We start from the raw sequence: 21,957 nt of genomic DNA, 5'->3' as shown, positions 1-21,957 counted from the left end.
TTCGGGGCTGGTGGCCCGCCGGCGGCGGACCGACCCGGTCCGCCGCCGGCCCGCGTGTGCGCCGAGGTCCGGGTCAGCTCCCCAGCACTGCCGGGAGCTGCTTGCGGGACGTCACCCCGGCTTTCGCGAACACGCGCGACAGGTGACTGGCGACCGTCCGGTGGGTCAGCCCGAGCTGCCACCCGATGCCCTGGTTGCTCAGCCCCTGCGCGGCCAGCCAGGCGACCTCCGCCTCACGCGGCGTCAGCCCCAACCCGGCCGCGCCCCGCCGCGGGCCCCTCGCCGTCGCGTCCCCGGCGGCCAGCAGCTCGGAATCGGCCCGCCGCACCCACACCGCCGCACCGGCCGACGCGAAGGCGTCACGGGCCCGCTGCAACTGGTCCCGCGCCTCCAGCACCCGCCGCCGTCGCCGCAGCCACTCCCCGAACGCCAGCCGCGTACGGGCCCGTTCGTACCGCAGCGCACCGGTTCCCGGTACGGCCAGCGCCCGGGTGAAGTGCTTTTCGGGCGCGTCGCCCTCGCCGAGCAGCGCCAGCGACCGGGCCAGCAGGTGCTCCAGCGGAGCCGACCGCAGCGACCGGTTGACCTCGGCTGCCCACCGCACCCGGTCCCGTATGGCGTCACCCCTGCGGGAGGCGACCGCGGCGGCGACCAGATCGCCCAGCGCCCAGGCGGCCACCACCGGGTGCCACGCGTCACCGCCGGGGTCCGACAGCATCCGCAGCTCCTCGTACGCGTCCTCCGGCCGGCCGTGCGCGAGCGCCATCAAGCCCCTCGCCCAGCGGGCCCTGGACGCCACCAGGGGAAGACCGCGGGGCAGCGCGAAGGCCAGGATGCCGTCGGTGAGCGCCGCATGCCCTTCCTCCGTGCCTTCCCACGCCTGCACCTGCGCCACACCGCACCGGAAGACGGCGGTGGCGTGCGGATCCTCCGCCGTCCGGCTCCAGCGCTCCCCGGTGACGCCGTCCCGCAGCACACCCTCCCGGTCACCGAGGTGCAACCGGGCGAGCTGGCGGTGGGCCAGGACCGCCCGGGCGGTACCGAAGTACCCGGGGCCGGTCAGCGAGTCCAGCACGGCCCCGCCCAGGCGTTCGGCGGCGAGCGGGTCGTCCAGCGCCATCGCCACCGAGACCAGCGCGGCGTCACGGAGCGGTTCCAGCGGGAACCGCCCCCGCGCGAGCGCGGCACCGGCCGTCACCAGCAGGGCTCTGCCCCGGTCGGCGTGGGCCGTCCGGTCGGTCCAGCACAGCGCGGACAGCAGGGCGGGGCACCGGTCGGTGAGCGGGTCCGGTGGCCGGGCGTCCGACGCGCGCGGGGCGGACGGCCCGCCGCGGGCGGGTCCGGCGGCCGGCGGCGGGAACAGCGGCCACGGTAGGGCCGGTTCACCGGCGGTCCCCGGCGCGCCGAGTGCGGCGACGGCCGCGGCGGTCTCGGGGCACCGGCCGGCGGAGAGGGCGGTGATACGGGCCACGAGCCGCCGCACTTCCCCCGTCTGGTCCCGCACCTGGGCCGCCCACGCGGCCCGGACCAGTCCGCGGGCCCGGTCCGCGGACCGCGGACTCAGGTCGGCGGCCAGTTCGTGCACCGCGGCGGCCTCGGGAAGGTCCTCGGGCACACTGTCCTCCAGCTCGCGGGCCGTGGCCTCGTCCGGGGCGGTGGAGGCGAGGGCCCGGTGCAGCGCTCGCCGGTACGCGCCCGGCTCGTCCCGTCCGGCCAGCGCCAGTTGCGCACGCCGCCGCCGGGCCCGGGACGCCTCCCAGTACACCGCGGAGTGCAGCAGCGGATGGCCGAAGCGGACCGTTCCGGACTCCGTCAGGAGCAGGCCACGATCCTCGGCCGCGTCCATGGCGCGGCCCGTTGGGTCCACGGCGCGGGCGGCCTCCCGCAGCAGCTCCGGCCGGCCGGTGTCCGCCACGGCGGCCAGCAGCAGGACGTCCCGCACGGGTTCCGGCACGCCGGCCAGCAGGCTGGTCACCCGCGTGTGCAGGGCGTCGCCGAGCGGGAGCCGCGGGGCGAGCAGCGCCTCGGCCGGCGGGGCGGCGGAGACGAGCAGTTCGGTGATGGACACCAGTCCGGCCGGATTGCCCCCGGTCTCCCGGAGCACCCGGCGCGCCAGCAGGGGCGGCACGTCCGGGCCGTACCGGCGCAGCAGCCGCTCGGCCTCGGTTCCGGCGAGCGGGCCGAGAACCAGGTCCGGCGCGGGCCCGGACGCGTGTCGCGCGTCCCCGCGCGGCACCGGGCGGCTCGCCATGAGCAGCGCCGTGCCGGCGGTCCCGCGGCAGGCCGTGAGCAGGGCATCGAGCGAGGGACCGTCGAACCACTGCGCGTCGTCCAGGACCACCAGCAGGGGCCGCCCGGCGCGGGTGTGCCGGCCGAGCGCCTCGGCGGCGACGCTCCTCGCGTCCGGACCGCAGGCCGGGACCGGTAGGAGCTGGGTGAGGCCGGCACCGGGCAGCCCGGCCTCGCTGCGGTGCCCCTGGAGGGGGACGACGGTCCGGCCCCGGGCCTCGGCGGCGCGCCGGACCTCCTGGAGCAGCGCGGACTTGCCGCTGCCCAGCTCGCCGTGGACCGTGAGGACGCCGCCCGACTCACCCGGCCGCTCCAGGAACGCCCCGATCGCGGCGAGTTCCGCACCGCGGCCGAACAAGGGGTGCGGCACCGCCGCGTCGTCCGGCGTCACAGAGTGTCACCGCCGCCGAGCAAGGCGTCCTGGAGTTCCCGGCGCGAGCTGATGCCCAGTCGGGGGAAGACCTTGTACAGGTGTGAGGCGACTGTCCGCGGCGAGACCAGCAGCCGCTCCGCGATCTCCCGGTTGGACAGGCCGGAGGCCGCCATGCGGACGATGCGCCGCTCGTGCGCCGACAGCGCCTGGCCCGCCGTGGTGGCGGTCCGCACCGTGCCCGGCGGGGGAGCCCCGATGGCCCGCAGTTCGGTGCGGGCCCGGTCCTGCCAGGGCGCCGCCCCGAGCCGGCCGAAGGTCTCGTAGGCGGTGCGCAGGCGGGTGCGTGCCGCCGCGGGGTGCCGCCGGCGGCGCAGCCACCTGCCGTGGTCCAGGGCCAGCAGCGCGCGGTCGAACGGGCGGGCCGACGCCGTCGCCGCGTCCTCGGCCAGGCCGAACAGCTCGGCGGTGTTGGACTCGTCGGTGTACGCGGCCAGCAGCGCCCGGCCGTGCCGTACCAGCAGGGTCGACCCGTCGGAGAAGCGCGTCAGCCCGGCCCGCTGCGCGCGCGCCTGGTGCGCGCGGGCCGCCTCGGGGTCGTTCCGCAGCAGGGCACCGCGCACGAGGACGGCATGGGCCTGCCGGGTGACCGCGTCCCGGCACGGATCGGCGTCGGCCGGCCAGTCGGCACCGTCCGCCGGCTCCGTGTCGTCGGCCTGGGCCAGCAGGAGCGCGGCGTACGCGGCCAGGCCCGCGTGGTGGGCCGAGCGGCGGTCGCGGGCCCATCGCCGGACCTCCCGCGCCAGCTCCCGCGCCTCCTCCCGGCGGCCCTGGTACGCGCAGACCAGCAGCAGCTGGGACTTCAGGGCGACGGCATGCCGGTCGGGCAGGCCGGCACCACCCTCGGCCGACCACCGCGTCACCAGGTCGCGCAGTTCCTCCCAGCGCCCTTCGGCGGTCAGGAGTTCGGCCCGCAGCTCCCGGCAGTGCGGGAGGTGTCCGCGCTCGGTGCCCGACCGTTGCAGGGCGGCGGACAGCAGCCGGCCGCTCGATGCCGGGTCGTCGACCTGCCACGCGGCGTCCGCGAGCCAGGTCAGCTCCCGAGGCCCGGCGCCGGGTGTCCGCAGGGCCCGCTCGGCCGCTCCGGCGAGCCCCTCCCGGATCTCCTGTGCCCGGGACACCGGGTCCAACCGGGCGGTCACGGCGATGCGCAGGGCATCGCCGGCGTCGTCCGGCAGCGCGTTCAGTGCCGTCCTGGCAGGGGCGGGGTCGTGGGTGAGGGACGTCAGGGCCGACAGCTGGAACGCGGCCCGGTCCCGCGCGTCGGCGCCGGCGACCGGTCCCGTCTCCAACGCGGCGGAGAGGTCGCGGAAGCTGTCGTCCCCGTGGAAGGCGACGTCGAACAGCGCGGAGGCCCGGACGGCGCGCACCGCCTGCGCCGTGGTCCCGGCCGGGCGGGCGCCCGGTCCCCGGGTCAGGGTCAGCGCCAGCCGTGGCCGGCCGTCGCACAGGGCGGCGGACGCCGCGGCCGCATGCAGGCGGGAGCGCTCCCAAGAAGCCGGGCTGAGATCACCGGCCATCCGGAACGCCCTGATCGCCGTGGACCAGCGCCGGCCCGCCACGGCCGCGTGGCCGAGCGCCTCCAGCCGGGCCGCGTCCTCGTGGTGCGGTCCGGCCTCGCCGGGGTCCGGTGGCGCCTCGACGGGCGTGGTCGGGCCGTCGGGGCGGGGGCCAGCCGGGCCGGCCGGCCCGCCGCCGAGCCGGGTCAGGGCCAGCTCGGCCCAGGCGCGGCCCGCCCGCCGCCGCACGGCGGCCGGCGCGGTGGCGTGGGCCAGGCACCGGTGGACCCGGCGGACGAAGCGGGGCGTCCGGTCCGAGGAGACGAGCCCCGCCTCCTCGGCCGGGATGAGGGCGTCGAGGTCGTGCCCGAGTGCGCCGGCCAGCCACGCGACGTCCCCGGCCTCGGCGTCCTCCTCCAGGAGGGCCAGCGCGGCCAGCAGGGCACGGGTGCCGTCGGGCAGCGCGCGGAACCGCCGGCCGAGGCAGCGCTCCAGGGCCGCTCCCGGCAGCAGGGGGTCCGGCAGTGCCGCCCGGCCCGCCCGCTGGTCGGGGGTGAGCACCGTGGGCAGGTCCACCAGGGCACGCGGGTTGCCCTCCGCCACGGCGAGGACGGCGGCCACGGCGTCGGCGGCCAGCCGCGGGTGACGGTCCGCCAGCACCTCCCGGGCGGCCTCCTCACCGAGCGCGGGCAGCGACAGCTCGGCCGCGCCCCAGTCCGCGGACGGGACCGGCCCCTGCCCGTCGGAAGCGGCCAGCAGCAGCACCCGGGTCCCGTCGAGCCGGCGGGCCACGAACGCCAGGGCCCTGGCGGAGGCGGGGTCGAGCCACTGCCAGTCGTCCACGGTGAGCAGCACGGGACGCCGCTGAGCGGCGGCGGCCAGCGTCCGCCACAACGCCGAGCAGACGGACGTCTCGTCACCGCCGTCGGCATGCCTGCGCAGCGCGTCGGGCAGCGCCGCGCGGACCGCGCCCGGCAAGGCGCCGGACGCGGCGGACAGCGGGACCGTCAGCGAGCGGAGCGCGGAGTACGCCGACGTGCCGCCCTCGGCGCGGGGGGCGACCCGCAGCACCTGCCCACCGGCGTCGGCGGCGGCCTCGGCGGCCCAGCGCAGCAGCGTGCTCCTGCCGCTGCCGCCCTCGCCCCGGACGGCCAGTGCCGTGCCGTGCCGGTCACCGGCGCCGGCCAGGGCCGCGCGTACCGCCGTGAGCACGTGGTCCCGGCCGCGCGGGTGTTCCGCCGTCCGCGGCGCGACCTCGCGGACGGGACGCGGCGCACTGCCGGCGCATACGACTGGCCTCATGTCAGCCTCCTCGGGAACGAGACGATCGTCCGCCCGAATACGCACGCGTGGTCACACGTGTGTCGTGCGCGGCCGCCGTGGACCGACGGACGCATGGGACGGAACGTGTCCCAACCTAGGAAAGGAGGCCGAAAAGAGCCCTAGGTAATTCGACCGTGATTCGCCTTGCCCCCGAACCGACCGGAGGCAGGCCCCGCCCCGGAGCGGGCTCGGTCAGTCGGGCGTGCCCGCGAGGGCGGCCGGGAGCTGCGCCCGCCGGTTGATCTGCAACTTGGCGTAGGCGCTGTACAGGTGCGCCCCGACCGTGCGGTGCGAGAGGTACAACTGGTCGGCTATCTGCTTGTTCGAGTACCCCTCGGCGGCCAGCCGTGCGACGTGCAGTTCCTGGGCGGTGAGCACCGCGTCGGCGGCGACGGCGTGCGGCGACCGGGTCGGCCGGACGCTGCCGGCGGCACCCAGCTCCCGTGCCGTCCGCCGGGCGAGTGGCGTCGCGTGGTGCGACTCGAAGACGTGCAGGGCCGCGGCAAGGTGGCCACGGGCCTCCGTGATGTGGCGTTCGCGCCGCAGCCACTCACCGAAGAACAACCGGGTCCTGGCGAGGTCCAGGGCCGCGGAGGTGCGCTCGCCGTGCGCTATGGCCCGCTCGAAGTGGTCGCGCGCCCCGCCGTCCGGTGACAGCAGCGCCCGGGTCCGTTCGACCAGCATCGCGAGGTGGTCGGAGCCGCTGGACGCGAGGGCGGCCGTGGCCATGCCGAGCCAGCCGTCCACGGCCTCCGGACGCCCCGCCCGTACGGCCGCGTCGGCCAGGCCGCCGCCCGCCCACAGGCCGATGGGCGGATGCTCCACGCTGCGCAGCAGGTGGACGACCGCGTCCTCGGGGCGGCCCTCGTTCGCCGCCAGCTCGGCCGAGGCCCAGGAGGCGATGGCGGCGACCCTGGCGAAGGGGGCGGGCCCGGACAGCTCCGCGGAGGTCGCGAGGGCGGTGGCCGCGAGCGCGTCCTCACCGCGCCACGCGCGCGCGAGGGCGATGCTCGCCGCGCAGATCGCCCCGACGACCGACAGACCGAGGTCACCGCTGAGCCGCAGGGCCTGCTCGCAGTCGGCGAGGCCGGCGGCGACCGCCTGGGCGTTCATGCGTACCGTGCCGCGCCCGGCCAGGGCCACCGTCTCGTCGCTCGTCCGTGCCGACCGGTGGAACAGGTCGACCTCGGCGCTCCACACGCGTTCGGCGCCTTCGAGGTCGTGGGCGTCCTCGAAGGCGAACGCGAGACAGTTCATCAGCGTCGCGTCGGTCTCGCGCACCTGCGGCCGCAGCACCGACAGCGCCTCCTCCACGGAGGGCAGCCGGTCGGCCGAGCCGACCAGGGCCAGCGCGATGCTCCGCAGCAGCCGCTGCCGCTCGGTGCCGGCGATGCCGGGGCGTCGCAGTTCCTCGGTGACCACCGCCGTGACCTCGGCGGAGAGGTCTTGCCGGGTGTAGCCGCGTACCGCCGCCCAGGTGAGGACCTCGACCCGGTCGTCCGGGTCGCTCAGGGCCCGTGACAGTGCGACCAGCTCGTCACCGCCCCGGTCCGGGAGCGTCGTACTGGTGCTGGCGAGCATCCACTCGGTGCGGGCGAGCTGCATGACCGACGCCTCGTCCTCGGCGGGCGGCCTCGCCTCGGCGAGCAGGGCGACGGCCTCGGCCGTGGCACCCGCCTGCCGCGCGGCCTCCGCCGCCATCACCGTGCGCCGGGCCCGTTCCCTCGGCACCGGCGTCAGCGTGACCGCGCGCCGCCAGGCGGCGGCCGCCTCGGTCCGCGCACCGCGCCGCCCGGTCGCCACGGCGAGCCGCTCCAGCTCGGCGGCGACGTTCTCATTCCAGCCGGTGACCGCCGCGGCCCGGTGCTGGACGGCACGCGCCGGATCGACGACGACCGCCGCCAGCTCGGTGTGCACCCGGGAGCGCATGTCGGAGTCGGCGTTGTCGTACACCGCCGAGCCCACCAGCGGGTGGCGGAACCGGAAGGAGCCGTCGCTGAGCGTGATCAGCCCGAACTTCTCGGCCGGCGCGAAGTCGCTCTGCTCCAGGCCCAGGCCGCGGGCCGCGGTCAGTACTTCGTGGCTGCTGGAGTCCTGCCCCGCGGCGGCGACGAGGAGCGCTCGCCGCGTGGCCGGCGGGAGCAGGGCGACCTCCGCGAGGAACGAGTCCTCCAGGCGTTTGCCCATCGATACCCGGCCGCGCTCGGCGCTCGGCGCGCCGTCGAGGCGGGACGGGCTGGCCGACCACTCGGCCAGGGCGAGCGGGTTGCCCATCGCCCGCTCGACCAGCCGCTGCCGCTGCGGCTCCGTCAGCGCGGGCGCGTGCTGGGCGAGCAGCCGCAAGGAGTCCTCCCGGCCGAGCGGGGCCAGCGGCACCTGGTGCCGGAAGCGGGGACTGCGGTCGGGGTAGATGCGATCGGCGCGACTGGTGGCCAGCAGCAGCGCCGGCATGACGCTCATGCGGGCGGCGAGGAAGGTGACGATGTCGGCCGTGGACACGTCGAGCCAGTGCAGATCCTCGACCAGCACCACGAGGGGTCCGTGCGCCGCCGCCTCCTCCAGCAGCCCGAACGCGGCGAGCCCCGTGACCAGCCGGTCGGCCGGCTCCCCTTCGGCGCCGAAGGCCACGTCCAGGGCGGTCCGCTGACGCGGTGACAGGGCGTCCACGCGGTCGAGGAGGGGCAGCAGCAGCTCGTGCAGTCCCTCGTAGCCCACCGTGCCGGTGCCGCGGACCCCGTGGCAGGAGAGCACCTGGAAGCCCGACGCGGACGCGGTGTCGACGACCGCGGAGACGAGACTGCTCTTGCCGATCCCCGCCTCGCCGTACACCAGGGCCGAGGACCCGTGCCCTTCGCGTGCCGCCTCGAGGAGAGCGGACAGCCGCTCGACTTGCGATTCGCGCCCGATCACGTACACGCACCTACTCTTCGGAGCTTCTGGATGTGCGGTGGCCCGTGGCCACTCACCATCAGTACTGTCGCGCCGGGCCGGCTCGCATCCTACCTCTTTGCACATGTATGGCCAGAGGGGACGGGGTAGCCGCCGGCGGTCGTCGTGCGCCCGACACCTGACACCCGTGGGTCACGGAGCAGTCGGACGACCGATGCCGACCCGGCCCCCGCACCGCACAGTGGGCCCGCACAGGATCGTATTCCGGCGTCCGAGGAGGACGGATGATGACCACCATGGAACGGCTCGCGCGGCGGCTGCCGTGAGGAGCGCGCTCGCGCGACCGATCTGGGAGGAGGCGCTGTGCCGCACCGTGGACCCGGAGCTGTTCTTCCCGGTGGGTGAGGCGGGGGCCGCGGCCGTCCAGACCGCGGAGGCGAAGCGCATCTGCGGACGGTGCCCGCTGACCCGGGCCTGCCGGGAGTGGGCGCTGAGCGAAGGGGAGGACAGCGGTGTGTGGGGAGGCCTCAGCGAGCAGGAGCGCCGGGTCATGCGCCGTGCCGCCGCGCGGCGGAGGTACCGCCGGTCCGCCCGTGCAGCCTGATTCCGGGCTTCCACTTTTTTTCCACTGCGCTCAGGGACACTCTCGTGGGCCGATGGCTCACCGAGTTGCGGTACCCCGGGCAGGCTGCCCCGGCAGACGGGGGTCCGATGAGTAGCGCAAAGGAACGGACCTATGAGTCAGCAGTCGTGGGCACGCGGCACCGAGGACCCCCTGACGCTCGACGTCACCCTCCACAACCTGTTCGCGCCGGCGGAGAACGCCTCGGTGTCCTGCCGGTTCACCTTCGACCCGGCGGCCCCCTTCTCCGTGCGGCTCGACCTCATGACGCCGTCGGCACCGCGGATCTCCTGGGTCGTCGGGCGCGACCTGCTGATGCAGGGGACCGAAGGGCTCAGCGGCGAGGCGGACGTCAAGATCTGGCCGTCCCGGCGGCACGACGACACGCCGTTCCTGTACCTGCGCCTGGAGCGGACCGACGCCTCGGCCGCGTTCATGACCGAGCTGGCTCCGATCCGGGCGTGGCTGGAGCGGACGTACGACCTCGTCCCCAGGGGCGGCGAAAGCCGGCTGGTCGACTGGGACGCGCTGGCCTGCGGCCTGCTGCCGCCCTGCTGACGCGGTCGCCGGGGACACTGGCGCGGACGGTCTACGGTCAAATGCCCTATGGCCGCCGCCGCCGGGAGCGGCACACTCGGAGCCGTCGCGCCCCCCCATGATGAGGATCCGAGATGTATGTCGACGCCCCGAACCAGGTGATCGAAGCCGCGAGCGGTGTGCGGTACGCCTACCGCCGCACCGGCGCGGCCAGCTCCCCGTCGCCGCCGCTCCTCCTGCTCCAGCACTACCGGGGCACACTCGACGGCTGGGACCCGGCGCTCATCGACGCGCTGGCCGCCGAACGCGACGTCATCACCCTGGACAACGCGGGGGTCGGACTCAGCACCGGACAGGCGTGCCGCACCGTGCGCGACCTGGCCCGGGACACCCTCGCCTTCATGGACGCCCTCGGCCTGCGGCAGGCGGACGTCCTCGGCTACTCCATGGGGGGCTTCACCGCACAGGAGGTGGCGCTGCTGCGCCCGTCCGCGGTCCGCCGGCTGGTCCTCGCGGCCACCGCACCGCGCGGGGGTCCGTGCATCGAGGGGTACCCCGAGGACATCGTGGCCCACACCGACGTCGACCGGCTCAACATCCAGGACTACCTGTACGCCTTCTTCAACCACACTGAGACGAGCCAGCGCAGCGGCCTGGGCTTCGTCGGCCGGTACATCGAGCGCGAGGAGGACCGGGACCTGCCGGTCCCGGCGGAGGTCCGGGCGGCGCAGTACGAGGCGGTGGTCGAGTGGGGCGTCCCCGACCCCGCCGCCCTGGAGCGGCTCTCGGCGGTCACCCACCCCACGTTCGTGGCCGGTGGCGACAACGACCGCGTGATCCCGTCGAGCGCGGCCCATCTGCTGGGCGGACTGCTGCCCCGGGCCCGAGTGAAGGTCTACCCGGACTCGGGCCACGGGTTCCTCTTCCAGCACCATGAGGAGTTCGCGCGGGACGTACGGGACTTCCTGCGCTGAGCGGCGCGCACACCGGCACACCGGGTCGTCGATCACCGGACCACGCCGGTCGAGACGCTCACCGGTGGCTTCGACGCGATCCTCGAACTGGGCGGAGGAGACAACGCCGCCCGGTCCCTGCGGCTGCTGCGCCCCGGAGGCGTCCTCGTCGACATCGCCCACCACGCCCCGCGCGGCCTCGGCCGCGGCACCGGGCTGCGGGTGGCGACCATGCTCGTGAAGCCGGACCGCACCGCCCTGCGGGAAGTGGCCCGGCTGGTGGCGACCGGACACCTCACCCCCGTGCTCGACCGCACCTACCCGCTGTCCGACGCCGCCATCGCGCACCGGCGGGGAGAGCGGCGCACCACCACCGGGAAGCTCGTGCTCACGGCCGAATGACCGTGCGGCACACGTCAGTCGGTCGACAGATCACCCGAAGCCGTGCCGCCGTGAGGATGGCCGGTGCAAGCCACTGAAAGGAACAGTCATGTCCACCCCCTACGACCTCATCGCGACGGTACCGTCGTTCACCGTCACCAGCGCCGACTTCGCCGACGGCGACGTCCTTCCCCTCGCCCAGGCCAGCGGCATCTTCGGAGCCGGCGGCGAGGACGTCTCCCCGCAGCTCGCCTGGTCCGGGTTCCCGGCGGAGACCAAGAGCTTCGTCGTCACCGTCTACGACCCCACCGCGCCGACGGGCAGCGGCTTCTGGCACTGGGCCGTCGCCGACATCCCGGCGACGGTGACCGAGCTGCCGGCCGGCGCCGGTGACGACCCGGCCGAGGGCCTGCCGGAGAAGGCGTGGCAGCTCGCCAACGACGCCGGGCTCAAGCGCTACCTGGGTGCCGCGCCGCCGGCCGGCCACGGCGAGCACGTCTACTACATCGCCGTGCACGCCGTGGACGTCGAGACCCTCGGACTGGACCGGGGCGCCACGCCGGCCTTCCTCGGCTTCAACCTCTCGGGCCACACCCTGGCCCGCGCCGTCATCACCGCGCGCTTCTCCGCGAGCTGAGCCCGGCGGGCGCCGTCCCCCGCGCGGGCGGCGCCCGGTGGGCCGGCCTTCAGGAGGTCCGGGGCCGCAGATCCAGCCGCCGCGCCACGTGCCGGGGCATCAGGGCCGCGTGTTCCTCCAGCAGGTCCAGGAAGGAGGCGGCGACGGAGTCCGGGCTGGTGCGGGTGTATCCGGTCAGGACCCGGGTGACCGGCGGGTCCGGACGCAGCACCGCCTCCGGGAAGTGGCGGGGGACGCTGCTGGCCGGCACCAGCGTGGGCCCCAGACCGGCGGCGGCGTACCCGACGGCAGCCGCCGCCTGTTCGGTGCGGACCGCGGCATGGGGCCGGAAGCCCGCCCGCGCGCAGGCGTCGTCGAGGAACCGCGCGAGCCCGCTGTCCGGGGTGAAGTGCACCCACGCCCGGTCGGCGAGGTCCGCCAGCCGTACGCGCGCCGCGGTCCCCGGACCGGTCAGGGGGTCGTCGGCGGCGGTGACCACCACGAACTCCTCGGTGCCGAGATGCCGGGCGGTGCCCTCCCACCGGTCGGGCAGCGGACCCACGGCGAGATCGGCGACGCCGGCCACCATGGCCTGGGCCAGCTCGTCCGAGCTCCGGTACTCGAACAGGCGGACCCGGACGCCCGGGTGCCGCTTGCGCCAGAGGCCGAGGACGGCGGGCAGCACGCCGGCGCTGACGGAGTACAGCGTGGCCAGATGGAGTTCGCCCGTGGACACACCCGCCGCGCGGCGCGCGGAGAGCGTGGCCCGGCCGGCCTCGGCGAGGGCGGCGCGGGCGTGCGGGAGCATGGACCGTCCGGCGGACGTCAGCCGCACCCCGCGGGGCAGACGTTCCAGCAGGGGGCCGCCGACCTCCCGTTCCAGAGCCAGGAACTGGTGGGAGAGCCCCGGCTGCGTCACGTTCAGCCGCTCTGCGGCCCGCGTGAACGAGCCAGCGTCCACGATCGCCACCAGATACTCCAGTTGTCGCAAAGTCGCCATGTGTTCAGCATATGGGTCGCATGAAAAACATGTCTTGGACTTATGAGTTGGGGACGGCACAGGATCGTGGGTGCCGCGCACACCCGCGCTCACCGGATCGTCGAAGGATTGCCATGTCCGAGTACCGAAACGATGCCATCGTCACCGTGGGCAACATCGCGCTCTCCTTCCACCGGGCGGCCGCCGCGGTCACCCGCCGCATACTGGAGAAGCACGGCCATCAGGTGCGCAGTGTCGAGGCACCGCACGAGCGCGTGTTCCGCCTCCAGGAAGAAGACGCGGTGGACGTCCTGGTGTCGGCCTGGCTGCCGTCCAGCCATGACATCTACCTCTCCCGGTACACCGACCGCGTCCGCGTACTGACGCCGCACTACGAGCCGTACTGTGTCTGGGCGGTACCGCCGTACGTGCCCGAGGAGGCGGTCGGCGAGGTGGCGGACCTGCTCCGGCCCGAGGTGGCGGAACGGATGACGACCACCATCCAGGGCATCAACCCGGGAGCCGGCATCAGCCGCTTCTCCGCCCGGATGGTCCGCGAGTACGGCCTGGACCGGGCGGGATACGGGTTCATGCCGGGCACCGAGATCGACTTCGTCGCCCGCCTCGACCGGGGTGTCGCCGACCGGGAGTGGTTCGTCGTCCCGCTGTGGCGGCCCCAGTACCTGAACCGGCTGCACGGACTGCGGACCCTCGCCGAACCGAAGGGGCTGCTCGGCACCGTCGACGGCGCCGCCCCCGTCATCACGCACGAGGCGCTGGACCGGATCGACCCCGCCGCCGTCGCCGAGCTGGACGCCCTGCACCTGGGCAACGAGGGCGTGGAGGAGATCGACAGCCTCATCAGCGTGGACGGTCTCACCCCCCTGGAGGCGGCCGACCGCTTCCTCGCCGCACGGCGTTGACGAGCGACCCCGACCCGCGGGATTCCAAGACACGTGTGTGAGAGGCGTGCACTGCTCAACCCTCTGGGAGCGGCTGCCTCGACTCCGGCCCTCGCGGCGGGAGCAGCGATCAGTGCGTCCGGCTCCGTCTCGGCCGCCGACTCCCGGCTGGGTGACGCTCTGTTCGCAGGGCAACAACCATTCTTTCATCATGTGGCGCACCGTGAACCGGCACCCGGGACAACGACCTCTTGGCCCCCGCGGGCGCCTGCCGCACGTCGGCGCCCCGGCCACCACCGTGTCGATGAAGGTCTATGGCGTGCACAACACCAACTCCGACATCGGTGCTGCCGACGACCCCGGGTAGGTCGAGGGAGCAGGCGTTCGGCGTTCTCCATCCACCGGTGAGGGCCGCCATTCCGTGTGCCCGGACCCTCCCCGTGACTGCTCACGCGGACCGTAAGTCAATCGACGGATCGCCACCGGACGGCCCGCCGAAAGGATGGGTGAGCAACGCTCGGCCGGTCCGGCGACCACCGGGGGCCGGGTACACACATCGCGAGGAGTCCACCATGAGCATCATCTCCAGTCCGCTGCCGGACGCGGAGCGCGCAGTGACCGGAACGGCCCTCCAGAGCACCCTGGTCGACCTGCTCGACCTCTCCCTGGTGGCCAAGCAGGCCCACTGGAACCTCTACGGACCGCGCTTCCGCACCATCCACCAGCAACTGGACGAGGTGGTCACCACCGCACGCGACTACGCGGACCAGGTGGCCGAGCGGGCCGCGGCCCTGGGCATCAGCCCGGACGGGCGGGCCGCGACCGTCGCGGCCGGCAGTGGGCTCCCGGGCTTTCCGCAGGGGTGGATCACCGACGACGACGCGGTAGAGGCACTGGTCCGTTCCTTCGCCGTTCTCATCGACCGTCTGCGTGCGCGGATCGAGGCCACGGGGACGGCCGACCCGGTCACCCAGGACCTGCTGATCGGGCTCACGGCCGAGATCGAGAAGCAGAGCTGGATGTTCCAGGCGGAGAACCGAGGCTGAACCGGCGGCACGAGCTGCCCGAGGAGAGGAATCATGAAGAACCCCGAGATCCTGCACCGGATCAGCGAAATGGCGGACGAGGAGCGCAGGCTGCGCGACTCCTTCGCCACCCGCGGCTTCGGAGGACCGGCAGAGCGGAGCCGACTGGGCGAGCTGGAGCGCGAGTTGGACCAGTGCTGGGACCTGCTGCGGCAGCGCAGGGCCAAGACGGAGTTCGGGCAGGACCCCGACGAGGCCCACACCCGGCCCCAGTCCGTGATCGAGGGATACGAGTCCTGAGCACCGGGCACACCTGCGTCCCGGCCCGCCGACACCACCCAGGAGCCACTGTGAACATGCCCCCCAGGGGCAGGCATCCCTCATCGACCGGTCATACCGCGACCCCCACACCTGCGAGCGGCAATCCGCTGCGTGACCCCGCCGACCGACGGCTCCCGCGTATCGCGGGGCCGTCGGGCCTGGTCATCTTCGGTGTGACGGGCGACCTGTCCCGCAAGAAGCTGATGCCGGCCGTGTACGACCTCGCCAACCGGGGCCTGCTGCCCCCGGGCTTCTCGCTGGTGGGGTTCGCCCGCCGGGAGTGGGCGAACGAGGACTTCGCCCAGGAGGTCCACGACGCGGTCAAGGAGCACGCCCGCACCCCCTTCCGCGAGGAGGTCTGGCAGCAGCTCATCCAGGGCATGCGCTTCGTGCAGGGCACCTTCGACGACGACGAGTCGTTCGAGCGGCTGCGCGACACGATCGAGGAGCTGGACAAGGCGCAGGGCACGGGCGGCAACTTCGCCTTCTACCTGTCGGTGCCGCCGCGTTCCTTCCCGGTGGTCATCCAGCAGCTCAAGAAGCACGGACTGGCCGACCAGAAGGACGGCTCCTGGCGCCGCGCGGTGATCGAGAAGCCGTTCGGGCACGACTTGAAGTCGGCCGAGGAACTGAACGCGATCGTCCACGAGGTCTTCGCCCCGGACCAGGTCTTCCGCATCGACCACTACCTGGGCAAGGAGACGGTCCAGAACATCCTGGCGCTGCGCTTCGCCAACACGATGTTCGAGCCGATATGGAACCGGTCGTTCGTCGACCACGTGCAGATCACCATGGCCGAGGACATCGGCATCGGCGGCCGGGCCGGCTACTACGACGGCATCGGCGCCGCCCGTGACGTCATCCAGAACCACCTCCTCCAGCTCATGGCGCTGACCGCGATGGAGGAGCCGGCCTCCTTCGACGCGGACGCGCTGGCCGCGGAGAAGACCAAGGTGCTCGGTGCCGTGCGGCTGCCGAAGGACCTGGGCCGGGACACCGTGCGCGGGCAGTACGCGGCCGGCTGGCAGGGCGGCGCGAAGGCGGTCGGGTACCTGGAGGAGGAGGGCATCGACGCCTCCTCGAAGACCGACACCTACGCGGCGATCAAGCTGGGCATCGACAACCGCCGCTGGGCGGGCGTCCCCTTCTACCTGCGCACCGGCAAGCGGCTGGGCCGCCGGGTCACCGAGATCGCGGTGGTGTTCCAGCGGGCGCCGCACTCCCCCTTCGACACGACGGCCACCGAGGAGCTGGGCTCCAACGCGATCGTCATCCGCGTCCAGCCGGACGAGGGCGTCACGGTCCGGTTCGGCTCCAAGGTGCCGGGCACGTCGATGGAGATCCGGGACGTGTCGATGGACTTCGCCTACGGCGAGTCGTTCACCGAGTCCAGCCCGGAGGCGTACGAGCGCCTGATCCTGGACGTCCTGCTCGGCGACTCCAACCTCTTCCCGCGCACGGAGGAGGTCGAGCTGTCCTGGAAGATCCTCGACCCGATCGAGGAGTACTGGGACATCAACGGCAGGCCGGCCCAGTACCCGGCCGGGACGTGGGGACCCGTCGAGGCGGACGAAATGCTCGAGCGAGACGGACGGAGCTGGCGCCGGCCATGAAGACAGACCTCACGGACACCACGGCGGGTGCCGTCGAACGTGCCCTCGTGCAGGGCCGTCGCGCCATCGGCACCCCGGCCGTCGGCATGGTGCTCACGCTGGTCATCGTCACGGACGAGGAGAACGCCTACGACGCGGTCAAGGCTGCCGAGGACGCCTCCCGGGAACACCCCTCGCGGACCCTGGTGGTCATCAGACGGCAGGCCCGGGGGACCCATGACCGCCCACGTCCCCGCCTGGACGCGGAAGTCCGCCTCGGCGCGGAGGCCGGCACCGGCGAGACGGTCGTGCTGCGCATGTACGGCGATGTCGCGCAGCACGCCGAATCGGTCGTCCTGCCGCTGCTGCTCCCCGACGCGCCGGTGGTCGTGTGGTGGCCGGTGGACGCCCCGGACAACCCCTCCAAGGACCCACTGGGCGCGCTCGCGCAGCGCCGGATCACCGACCTGTACGCGGTCGAGAACCCGATGGAGACTTTGAGTAAGCGGGTGAACGCTTACGCCCCCGGCGACACCGACCTCGCCTGGACCCGGCTGACGCTGTGGCGCTCGACGCTGGCCGCCGCCTTGGACCAAGCACGGATGAGGGTCACCTCGGCGACCGTGGAGGCCGAGGCCGGCAACCCGGCCGCCGAGCTGCTGGCCCGCTGGCTGGAGGTCCGGCTGCACGTCAGCGTGGAGCGTGCGGTCAGCGACGGTCCGGCCGTCACCGCCGTACGGCTGGACAGCGCCGCAGGCGAGATCGTCGTCGACCGGCCCGAGGGTCCGGTGGCCACGCTGATCCTCCCTGACCAGCCGCCGCGCACGCTGGCGCTGAAGGTCCGCTCCACCGCAGAACTCATCGCCGAGGAACTCAGGCGCCTCGACGCGGACGAGATGTACGCCGTCGCCCTGCGCGGCGAAGGCACTGAGGAGACCCCCGTTCATGTCTGACGCCCCCGAGCTCACCCGCCGCCCCGAGTGGACGGCCCTGGAGGACCACCGCGCCGAGGCTCCGCTCCGACCGGACCTGCGTGAGCTGTTCGACGCCGATCCCTCGCGCGCGGAACGCTACGTCGTGCGCGTCGGGGACCTGCACATCGACTACTCCAAGCACCTCGTCACCGACGAGACCCTGGCCATGCTCCAGGAACTGGCCACCGCGACCGGTGTCTTCGGCCTGCGTGATGCCATGTTCCGCGGTGAGCGGATCAACGTCACCGAGGACCGGGCCGTGCTGCACACCGCGCTGCGCGCCCCGCGGGACGCGGTGGTCGAGGCCGACGGGGAGAACGTCGTCCCGGCCGTGCACGCCGTCCTCGACAGGATGGCCGACTTCGCCGACCGGGTCCGCTCCGGCGAGTGGACGGGCCACACCGGCAAGCGCATCCGCAACGTCGTCAACATCGGCATCGGCGGCTCCGACCTCGGCCCCGCCATGGCCTACGAGGCGCTGCGCGCCTTCACCGACCGCGACCTGACCGTCCGCTTCGTCTCCAACATCGACGGCGCCGACCTGCACGAGGCCACCCGTGACCTCGACCCGGCCGAGACGCTGTTCATCGTTGCGTCCAAGACGTTCACCACGATCGAGACGATCACCAACGCCACCTCGGCCCGCGCCTGGCTGCTCGACGCACTCAAGGACGACACATCGGTCGCCAAGCACTTCGTGGCGCTGTCGACCGACGTCGAGAAGGTCGCCGGCTTCGGCGTCGACACGGCCAACATGTTCGGTTTCTGGGACTGGGTCGGCGGACGCTACTCCTTCGACTCCGCGATCGGTCTGTCCCTGATGATCGCCATCGGCCCGGACGCCTTCCGGGAGTTGCTCGACGGCTTCCGTATCGTCGACGACCACTTCCGCACGGCGCCCGCCGAGGCCAACGCCCCGCTGCTGATGGGCCTGCTCGGAGTCTGGTACGGCAACTTCATGGACGCCCAGTCGCAGGCCGTCCTGCCCTACTCCCACTACCTGTCGAAGTTCACCGCCTACCTCCAGCAATTGGACATGGAGTCCAACGGCAAGTCCGTCACCCGGGACGGGCAACGGGTGCGGTGGCAGACGGGTCCGGTGGTGTGGGGCACGCCCGGCACCAACGGGCAGCACGCCTACTACCAGTTGATCCACCAGGGGACGAAGCTGATCCCGGCGGACTTCATCGGCTTCGCCGAGCCCGTCGCCGAGCTGGACGAGCGGCTCAAGGCCCAGCACGACCTGCTGATGGCCAACTTCTTCGCCCAGACCCAGGCCCTGGCCTTCGGCAAGACCCCCGACGAGGTCCGCGCCGAAGGGGGTGCGGAGGAGCTGGTACCGCACAAGACCTTCCGAGGCAACCACCCCACCACCACGATCCTGGCGACTGAGCTGAACCCGTCGGTGCTGGGCCAGCTGATCGCGCTCTACGAGCACAAGGTGTTCGTGCAGGGCGCCGTGTGGAACATCGACTCCTTCGACCAGTGGGGCGTCGAACTCGGCAAGGTCCTCGCCAAGCGCGTCGAACCCGCCCTCACCACCGGCGCCGACGTCCCCGGCCTCGACCCGTCCACGGCCGCGCTGGTGGCCGCCTACCGCGAGCTGAAGGAAGATCACTGACATGGAACTGGGCCTTGTCGGCCTCGGCAAGATGGGCGGCAACATGCGCGAGCGGATTCGCCGCGCGGGTCACACCGTCCTCGGATACGACCGCAACCCGGACCTCGCCGATGTCCACAGCCTGCGGGAGCTTGTGGACAAGCTCAGCGGCCCCCGTGTGGTGTGGGTGATGGTCCCGGCGGGCGGGCCGACCCAGTCCACGATCGACGAGCTGGCCGAGCTGCTCGAGCCGGGCGACGTCGTCGTGGACGGCGGCAACTCCCGCTGGACGGACGACGAGAAGCACGCCGGCGAGCTGGCGGCCAAGGGCATAGGCTTCGTCGACTGCGGCGTCTCGGGCGGCGTCTGGGGCCTGGAGAACGGCTACGCGCTGATGTACGGCGGCGACAAGGAGAACGTCGCCAAGGTGCAGCCGGTGTTCGACGCACTCAAGCCGGAGGGCGACTTCGGCTCGGTGCACGCGGGCAGGGTCGGCGCGGGCCACTTCGCGAAGATGGTCCACAACGGCATCGAATACGCCATGATGCAGGCCTATGCCGAGGGCTGGGAGCTCCTGGAGAAGGTCGACTCGGTGACCGACGTCCGTGAGGTGTTCCGCTCCTGGCAGGAGGGCACCGTCATCCGCTCCTGGCTGCTCGACCTCGCGGTGAACGCCCTGGACGAGGACGAGCACCTGGACGGGCTCCGGGGTTTCGCACAGGACTCCGGTGAGGGACGCTGGACCGTGGAGGCCGCCATCGACGACGCGGTCCCGCTGCCGGCGATCACCGCCTCGCTGTTCGCGCGGTTCGCCTCCCGTCAGGAGGACTCGCCGCAGATGAAGATGATCGCGGCGCTGCGCAACCAGTTCGGCGGCCACGCCGTCGAACAGGCCGGGTGAGTGACGGTGGGAGAGCTGCTGCTGATCCGGCACGGTGAGACCGAGTGGACGCGCTCGCGCAGGCACACCAGCTTCACCGACGTCCCCCTCACGGCGGCGGGAGAGGCGCAGGCGCGTGCGCTGGAGCCGCTGCTGGCCGGTCACCGGATCGGCGAGGCGCTGGTGAGTCCGGCACGGCGTGCCGTGCGCACCGCGTTGCTGGCGGGCCTGACACGGCTGACGGAAGACACCGACCTGCGCGAGTGGGACTACGGCGGCTACGAGGGCGTCACCACCGTGGACATCCACCGCAGTCGTCCCGGCTGGAACCTGTGGACCGACGGTGTGCCGCGGTCCTCGGACGGCCGTCAAGGGGAAGGCCCCGACGCGGTCGCCGCGCGTGCCGACCGGGTGCTCGCTCGGGTGGAGCCGTGGCTGGCCGCCCCGGACGCGAAGGACGTGGTCCTCGTCGCCCACGCCCACTTCCTGCGAGTCCTCACCGCCCGGTACCTCGGTCTCCCGGCCTCCGCGGGCGGCCTGTTCGTCCTGGGGACCGGATCGCTGTCCAGACTCGGCAGGGAACACGGAAGAGCCGCGCTCATGGCGTGGAACACCACGGGCACGGCCGTGCCCCAGGCCGTGGGCTGACCGGCGAGGGTGAGACGGTCCGGAGGGGCGGCCGCGAGCCCACGGCTCGCGGCCGCCCCTCCGGGCTGCCGGCGTCAGTCCGTCCAGGTGGTGAAGAGGGCGTTCAGTCCCTCGGCCATGGTCGGATGGGCGATGAGGCCGTCGCGCAGCGCAGTGTACGGCAGCCCGGCCCACATGGCCGTCTGCACCACGGTCAGGACCTCGGAGGACTCCGGACCGAGCAGCGCCACGCCGAGGATCTCCTCGGTGTCGCGGTCCACGACCGCCTTCCACAGGCCCCGGGTGTCGCGCAGGGTCCGGGACCGGGGAATGGCCTTGACCGGCAGCTTCGCGACCCGTACGTTCCGGCCGGTGGCGCGGGCCTGGGCCTCCGTGAGGCCCACGCGGGCCAGCTCCGGATCGGTGAACAGGTTCCAGGGGATCAGCCGCCGTGAGGTGCTGCGGGTGCCGCCGGCGATGTTCTCCTTCACGACGCGGTAGTCGTCGAGGGAGACGTGGGTGAACTGCGGGCTGCCCGCCACGTCACCCACGGCCCAGGTGTGCGGCGCGTCGGTGGCCAGCCGGTCGTCCACCCGGATGAAACCGCGCGCGTCGGTGCGTACGCCTGCCGCGTCCAGTCCCAGCCCGGCGGTGACCGGGTCACGGCCGGTTGCCGCCAGAATGTCGTCCGCGACCAGGGACCGGCCGTCGTCCAGGAGCAGCCGGAGGCCGTCCTCCTCGCGGACGACATCCTTGACGGTGACACCCCTGACCATCTCCACGCCGTCCTCGCGCAGGTACTCGGCGAGCACCTCTGTGATGTCCGGATCCTCCTGGGGCAGCAGGGTGAGGTTGCGGTCGAGCACGGTCACCTGACTGCCGAAAGCGGCGAACATCTGCGCGAACTCCAGACCGACGTAACCGCCGCCGATCACCACCAGCCGTTCCGGTATGCGGTCGAGCTGCTGGATCGTCTCGCTGTTCAGCGCTCCGGCCTCGGCCAGGCCGGGGACCGGCGGCAGGTGTGGCACGGTCCCGGTGTTGATCACGACGTCCGCGCCCCGCACGAAGCGGCGCCCGCCGTCGTTCAGGCGGACCTCGACCGTCCGCTCCGCGACGAAGCGGGCCTCCCCCAGAACGAGGTCCATTCCGCTGTCGAGGAACTGGCGGTGGTTGAGGTCGACCATCTCCGAGACCACACCCTCCTTGTGGGAGCGCAGGAGCCGCAGGTCGACCTCCAGCTTGCCCAGGTTCAGCCCCAGCGACTCGGCCGTGGCCGCGCGGCGGGCCAGTCGGGCGCTGGTGACCAGGGCCTTGGTCGGGATGCACGCCACATTGATGCAGGTGCCGCCGATCATGCCGCGTTCGACCATGACCACCTTGCGGCCGGCCCGGGCGGTGTCCATGGCCAGCGTCTTGCCGGCCTTGCCCCCGCCCACCACCAGCAGGTCGACGTCCTCCACGACGTCCTCGGTACCGATCATCGGCGTGCACTCCCTCAGAGGTGTTACGAACGGA

General features: G+C 73.4%; 17 protein-coding genes and 1 pseudogene. 13 read left to right on the top strand and 5 right to left on the bottom strand.

Annotation, left to right across the window (positions count from 1 at the left end):
• Window positions 1-73: 73 nt before the first annotated feature.
• The 3 genes from C1708_RS05910 to C1708_RS05900 all read right to left on the bottom strand — a co-directional run bounded on the left by C1708_RS05910 (window position 74) and on the right by C1708_RS05900 (window position 8,451).
• A complete protein-coding gene (locus tag C1708_RS05910) occupies window positions 74-2,680 on the bottom strand; it encodes an AAA family ATPase (protein WP_106411660.1) in 2,607 nt (868 codons plus the stop codon).
• Complete coding sequence (locus C1708_RS05905; protein WP_106411659.1) at window positions 2,677-5,520, bottom strand: helix-turn-helix transcriptional regulator; 2,844 nt, start codon at window positions 5,518-5,520, stop codon at window positions 2,677-2,679. Before C1708_RS05905 ends, C1708_RS05910 begins: the two co-directional genes overlap by 4 nt.
• A 213-nt stretch (window positions 5,521-5,733) precedes the next feature.
• Entirely contained in the window at window positions 5,734-8,451 is a 2,718-nt protein-coding gene (locus tag C1708_RS05900) for an ATP-binding protein (protein WP_241911168.1), read from the bottom strand.
• Between the two features lie 301 nt (window positions 8,452-8,752).
• On the opposite strand from C1708_RS05900, the gene C1708_RS05895 reads away from it, so the two are divergent.
• From C1708_RS05895 to C1708_RS05875, 5 genes and pseudogenes are all read left to right on the top strand, one after another.
• A complete protein-coding gene (locus tag C1708_RS05895) occupies window positions 8,753-9,034 on the top strand; it encodes a WhiB family transcriptional regulator (RefSeq protein WP_274543343.1) in 282 nt (93 codons plus the stop codon).
• A gap of 132 nt (window positions 9,035-9,166) precedes the next feature.
• Window positions 9,167-9,610, top strand: coding sequence for an SsgA family sporulation/cell division regulator (locus C1708_RS05890; RefSeq protein ID WP_106411656.1), 444 nt, complete (start codon window positions 9,167-9,169; stop codon window positions 9,608-9,610).
• A 113-nt stretch (window positions 9,611-9,723) separates the two neighbouring features.
• Window positions 9,724-10,563: an alpha/beta fold hydrolase gene (locus C1708_RS05885; protein WP_106411655.1), complete on the top strand. Its 840-nt coding sequence runs from the start codon at window positions 9,724-9,726 to the stop codon at window positions 10,561-10,563.
• 27 nt (window positions 10,564-10,590) lie between these two features.
• Window positions 10,591-10,944 (top strand): annotated as a pseudogene (locus tag C1708_RS33955) (zinc-binding dehydrogenase); the annotation flags it as partial.
• Window positions 10,945-11,032: 88 nt separating this feature from the next.
• Complete coding sequence (locus C1708_RS05875) at window positions 11,033-11,560, top strand: YbhB/YbcL family Raf kinase inhibitor-like protein (RefSeq protein ID WP_106411653.1); 528 nt, start codon at window positions 11,033-11,035, stop codon at window positions 11,558-11,560.
• 49 nt (window positions 11,561-11,609) lie between these two features.
• On the opposite strand, the gene C1708_RS05870 is transcribed toward C1708_RS05875, so the two are convergent.
• Window positions 11,610-12,539 carry a LysR family transcriptional regulator gene (locus tag C1708_RS05870; RefSeq protein WP_106411652.1) on the bottom strand — a complete coding sequence of 310 codons (930 nt, stop codon included), beginning with the start codon at window positions 12,537-12,539 and terminating at the stop codon, window positions 11,610-11,612.
• 113 nt (window positions 12,540-12,652) lie between these two features.
• Here C1708_RS05870 and C1708_RS05865 point away from each other — a divergent pair, with 113 nt between their 5' ends.
• The 8 genes from C1708_RS05865 to C1708_RS05830 all read left to right on the top strand — a co-directional run bounded on the left by C1708_RS05865 (window position 12,653) and on the right by C1708_RS05830 (window position 20,460).
• Window positions 12,653-13,441 (top strand): glycine betaine ABC transporter substrate-binding protein, encoded by a 789-nt coding sequence (locus C1708_RS05865; RefSeq protein ID WP_106411651.1) that lies wholly within the window; start codon window positions 12,653-12,655, stop codon window positions 13,439-13,441.
• 551 nt (window positions 13,442-13,992) lie between these two features.
• A complete protein-coding gene (locus tag C1708_RS05860; protein ID WP_106411650.1) occupies window positions 13,993-14,466 on the top strand; it encodes a Dps family protein in 474 nt (157 codons plus the stop codon).
• A 33-nt stretch (window positions 14,467-14,499) separates the two neighbouring features.
• Window positions 14,500-14,745, top strand: coding sequence for a DUF2630 family protein (locus tag C1708_RS05855; protein ID WP_106411649.1), 246 nt, complete (start codon window positions 14,500-14,502; stop codon window positions 14,743-14,745).
• A 56-nt stretch (window positions 14,746-14,801) separates the two neighbouring features.
• Window positions 14,802-16,379, top strand: coding sequence for a glucose-6-phosphate dehydrogenase (gene zwf, locus C1708_RS05850; protein ID WP_106416173.1), 1,578 nt, complete (start codon window positions 14,802-14,804; stop codon window positions 16,377-16,379).
• Complete coding sequence (gene opcA, locus C1708_RS05845) at window positions 16,376-17,311, top strand: glucose-6-phosphate dehydrogenase assembly protein OpcA (RefSeq protein ID WP_106411648.1); 936 nt, start codon at window positions 16,376-16,378, stop codon at window positions 17,309-17,311. Before zwf ends, opcA begins: the two co-directional genes overlap by 4 nt.
• A complete protein-coding gene (pgi, locus tag C1708_RS05840) occupies window positions 17,304-18,953 on the top strand; it encodes a glucose-6-phosphate isomerase (RefSeq protein WP_106411647.1) in 1,650 nt (549 codons plus the stop codon). Before opcA ends, pgi begins: the two co-directional genes overlap by 8 nt.
• Window position 18,954: 1 nt before the next feature.
• Window positions 18,955-19,833 (top strand): phosphogluconate dehydrogenase (NAD(+)-dependent, decarboxylating), encoded by an 879-nt coding sequence (gene gnd / locus C1708_RS05835; protein WP_106411646.1) that lies wholly within the window; start codon window positions 18,955-18,957, stop codon window positions 19,831-19,833.
• A gap of 6 nt (window positions 19,834-19,839) precedes the next feature.
• Window positions 19,840-20,460 carry a histidine phosphatase family protein gene (locus C1708_RS05830; RefSeq protein WP_106416172.1) on the top strand — a complete coding sequence of 207 codons (621 nt, stop codon included), beginning with the start codon at window positions 19,840-19,842 and terminating at the stop codon, window positions 20,458-20,460.
• Window positions 20,461-20,534: 74 nt separating this feature from the next.
• Here the strand turns inward: C1708_RS05830 and C1708_RS05825 are convergent, their stop codons facing one another.
• Window positions 20,535-21,923 (bottom strand): dihydrolipoyl dehydrogenase family protein, encoded by a 1,389-nt coding sequence (locus C1708_RS05825; RefSeq protein ID WP_106411645.1) that lies wholly within the window; start codon window positions 21,921-21,923, stop codon window positions 20,535-20,537.
• Window positions 21,924-21,957 lie beyond the last annotated feature (34 nt).

Origin of the sequence: Streptomyces sp. DH-12, from assembly GCF_002899455.1 — a bacterium.
In the GTDB taxonomy this organism is placed as follows: Bacteria; Actinomycetota; Actinomycetes; order Streptomycetales; family Streptomycetaceae; genus Streptomyces.
This window is presented reverse-complemented; position numbering and strand designations above follow the sequence as displayed.

What these genes read in the sequence shown, in the direction of transcription:
- C1708_RS05905 (WP_106411659.1), bottom strand. Translation starts at nt 5,520, where the DNA reads ATGAGGCCAGTCGTATGCGCCGGCAGTGCGCCGCGTCCCGTCCGCGAG.
- C1708_RS05890 (WP_106411656.1), top strand. Translation starts at nt 9,167, where the DNA reads ATGAGTCAGCAGTCGTGGGCACGCGGCACCGAGGACCCCCTGACGCTC.
- C1708_RS05885 (WP_106411655.1), top strand. Translation starts at nt 9,724, where the DNA reads ATGTATGTCGACGCCCCGAACCAGGTGATCGAAGCCGCGAGCGGTGTG.
- C1708_RS05875 (WP_106411653.1), top strand. Translation starts at nt 11,033, where the DNA reads ATGTCCACCCCCTACGACCTCATCGCGACGGTACCGTCGTTCACCGTC.
- C1708_RS05870 (WP_106411652.1), bottom strand. Translation starts at nt 12,539, where the DNA reads ATGGCGACTTTGCGACAACTGGAGTATCTGGTGGCGATCGTGGACGCT.
- C1708_RS05865 (WP_106411651.1), top strand. Translation starts at nt 12,653, where the DNA reads ATGTCCGAGTACCGAAACGATGCCATCGTCACCGTGGGCAACATCGCG.
- C1708_RS05860 (WP_106411650.1), top strand. Translation starts at nt 13,993, where the DNA reads ATGAGCATCATCTCCAGTCCGCTGCCGGACGCGGAGCGCGCAGTGACC.
- C1708_RS05855 (WP_106411649.1), top strand. Translation starts at nt 14,500, where the DNA reads ATGAAGAACCCCGAGATCCTGCACCGGATCAGCGAAATGGCGGACGAG.
- zwf (WP_106416173.1), top strand. Translation starts at nt 14,802, where the DNA reads ATGCCCCCCAGGGGCAGGCATCCCTCATCGACCGGTCATACCGCGACC.
- opcA (WP_106411648.1), top strand. Translation starts at nt 16,376, where the DNA reads ATGAAGACAGACCTCACGGACACCACGGCGGGTGCCGTCGAACGTGCC.
- pgi (WP_106411647.1), top strand. Translation starts at nt 17,304, where the DNA reads ATGTCTGACGCCCCCGAGCTCACCCGCCGCCCCGAGTGGACGGCCCTG.
- gnd (WP_106411646.1), top strand. Translation starts at nt 18,955, where the DNA reads ATGGAACTGGGCCTTGTCGGCCTCGGCAAGATGGGCGGCAACATGCGC.
- C1708_RS05825 (WP_106411645.1), bottom strand. Translation starts at nt 21,923, where the DNA reads ATGATCGGTACCGAGGACGTCGTGGAGGACGTCGACCTGCTGGTGGTG.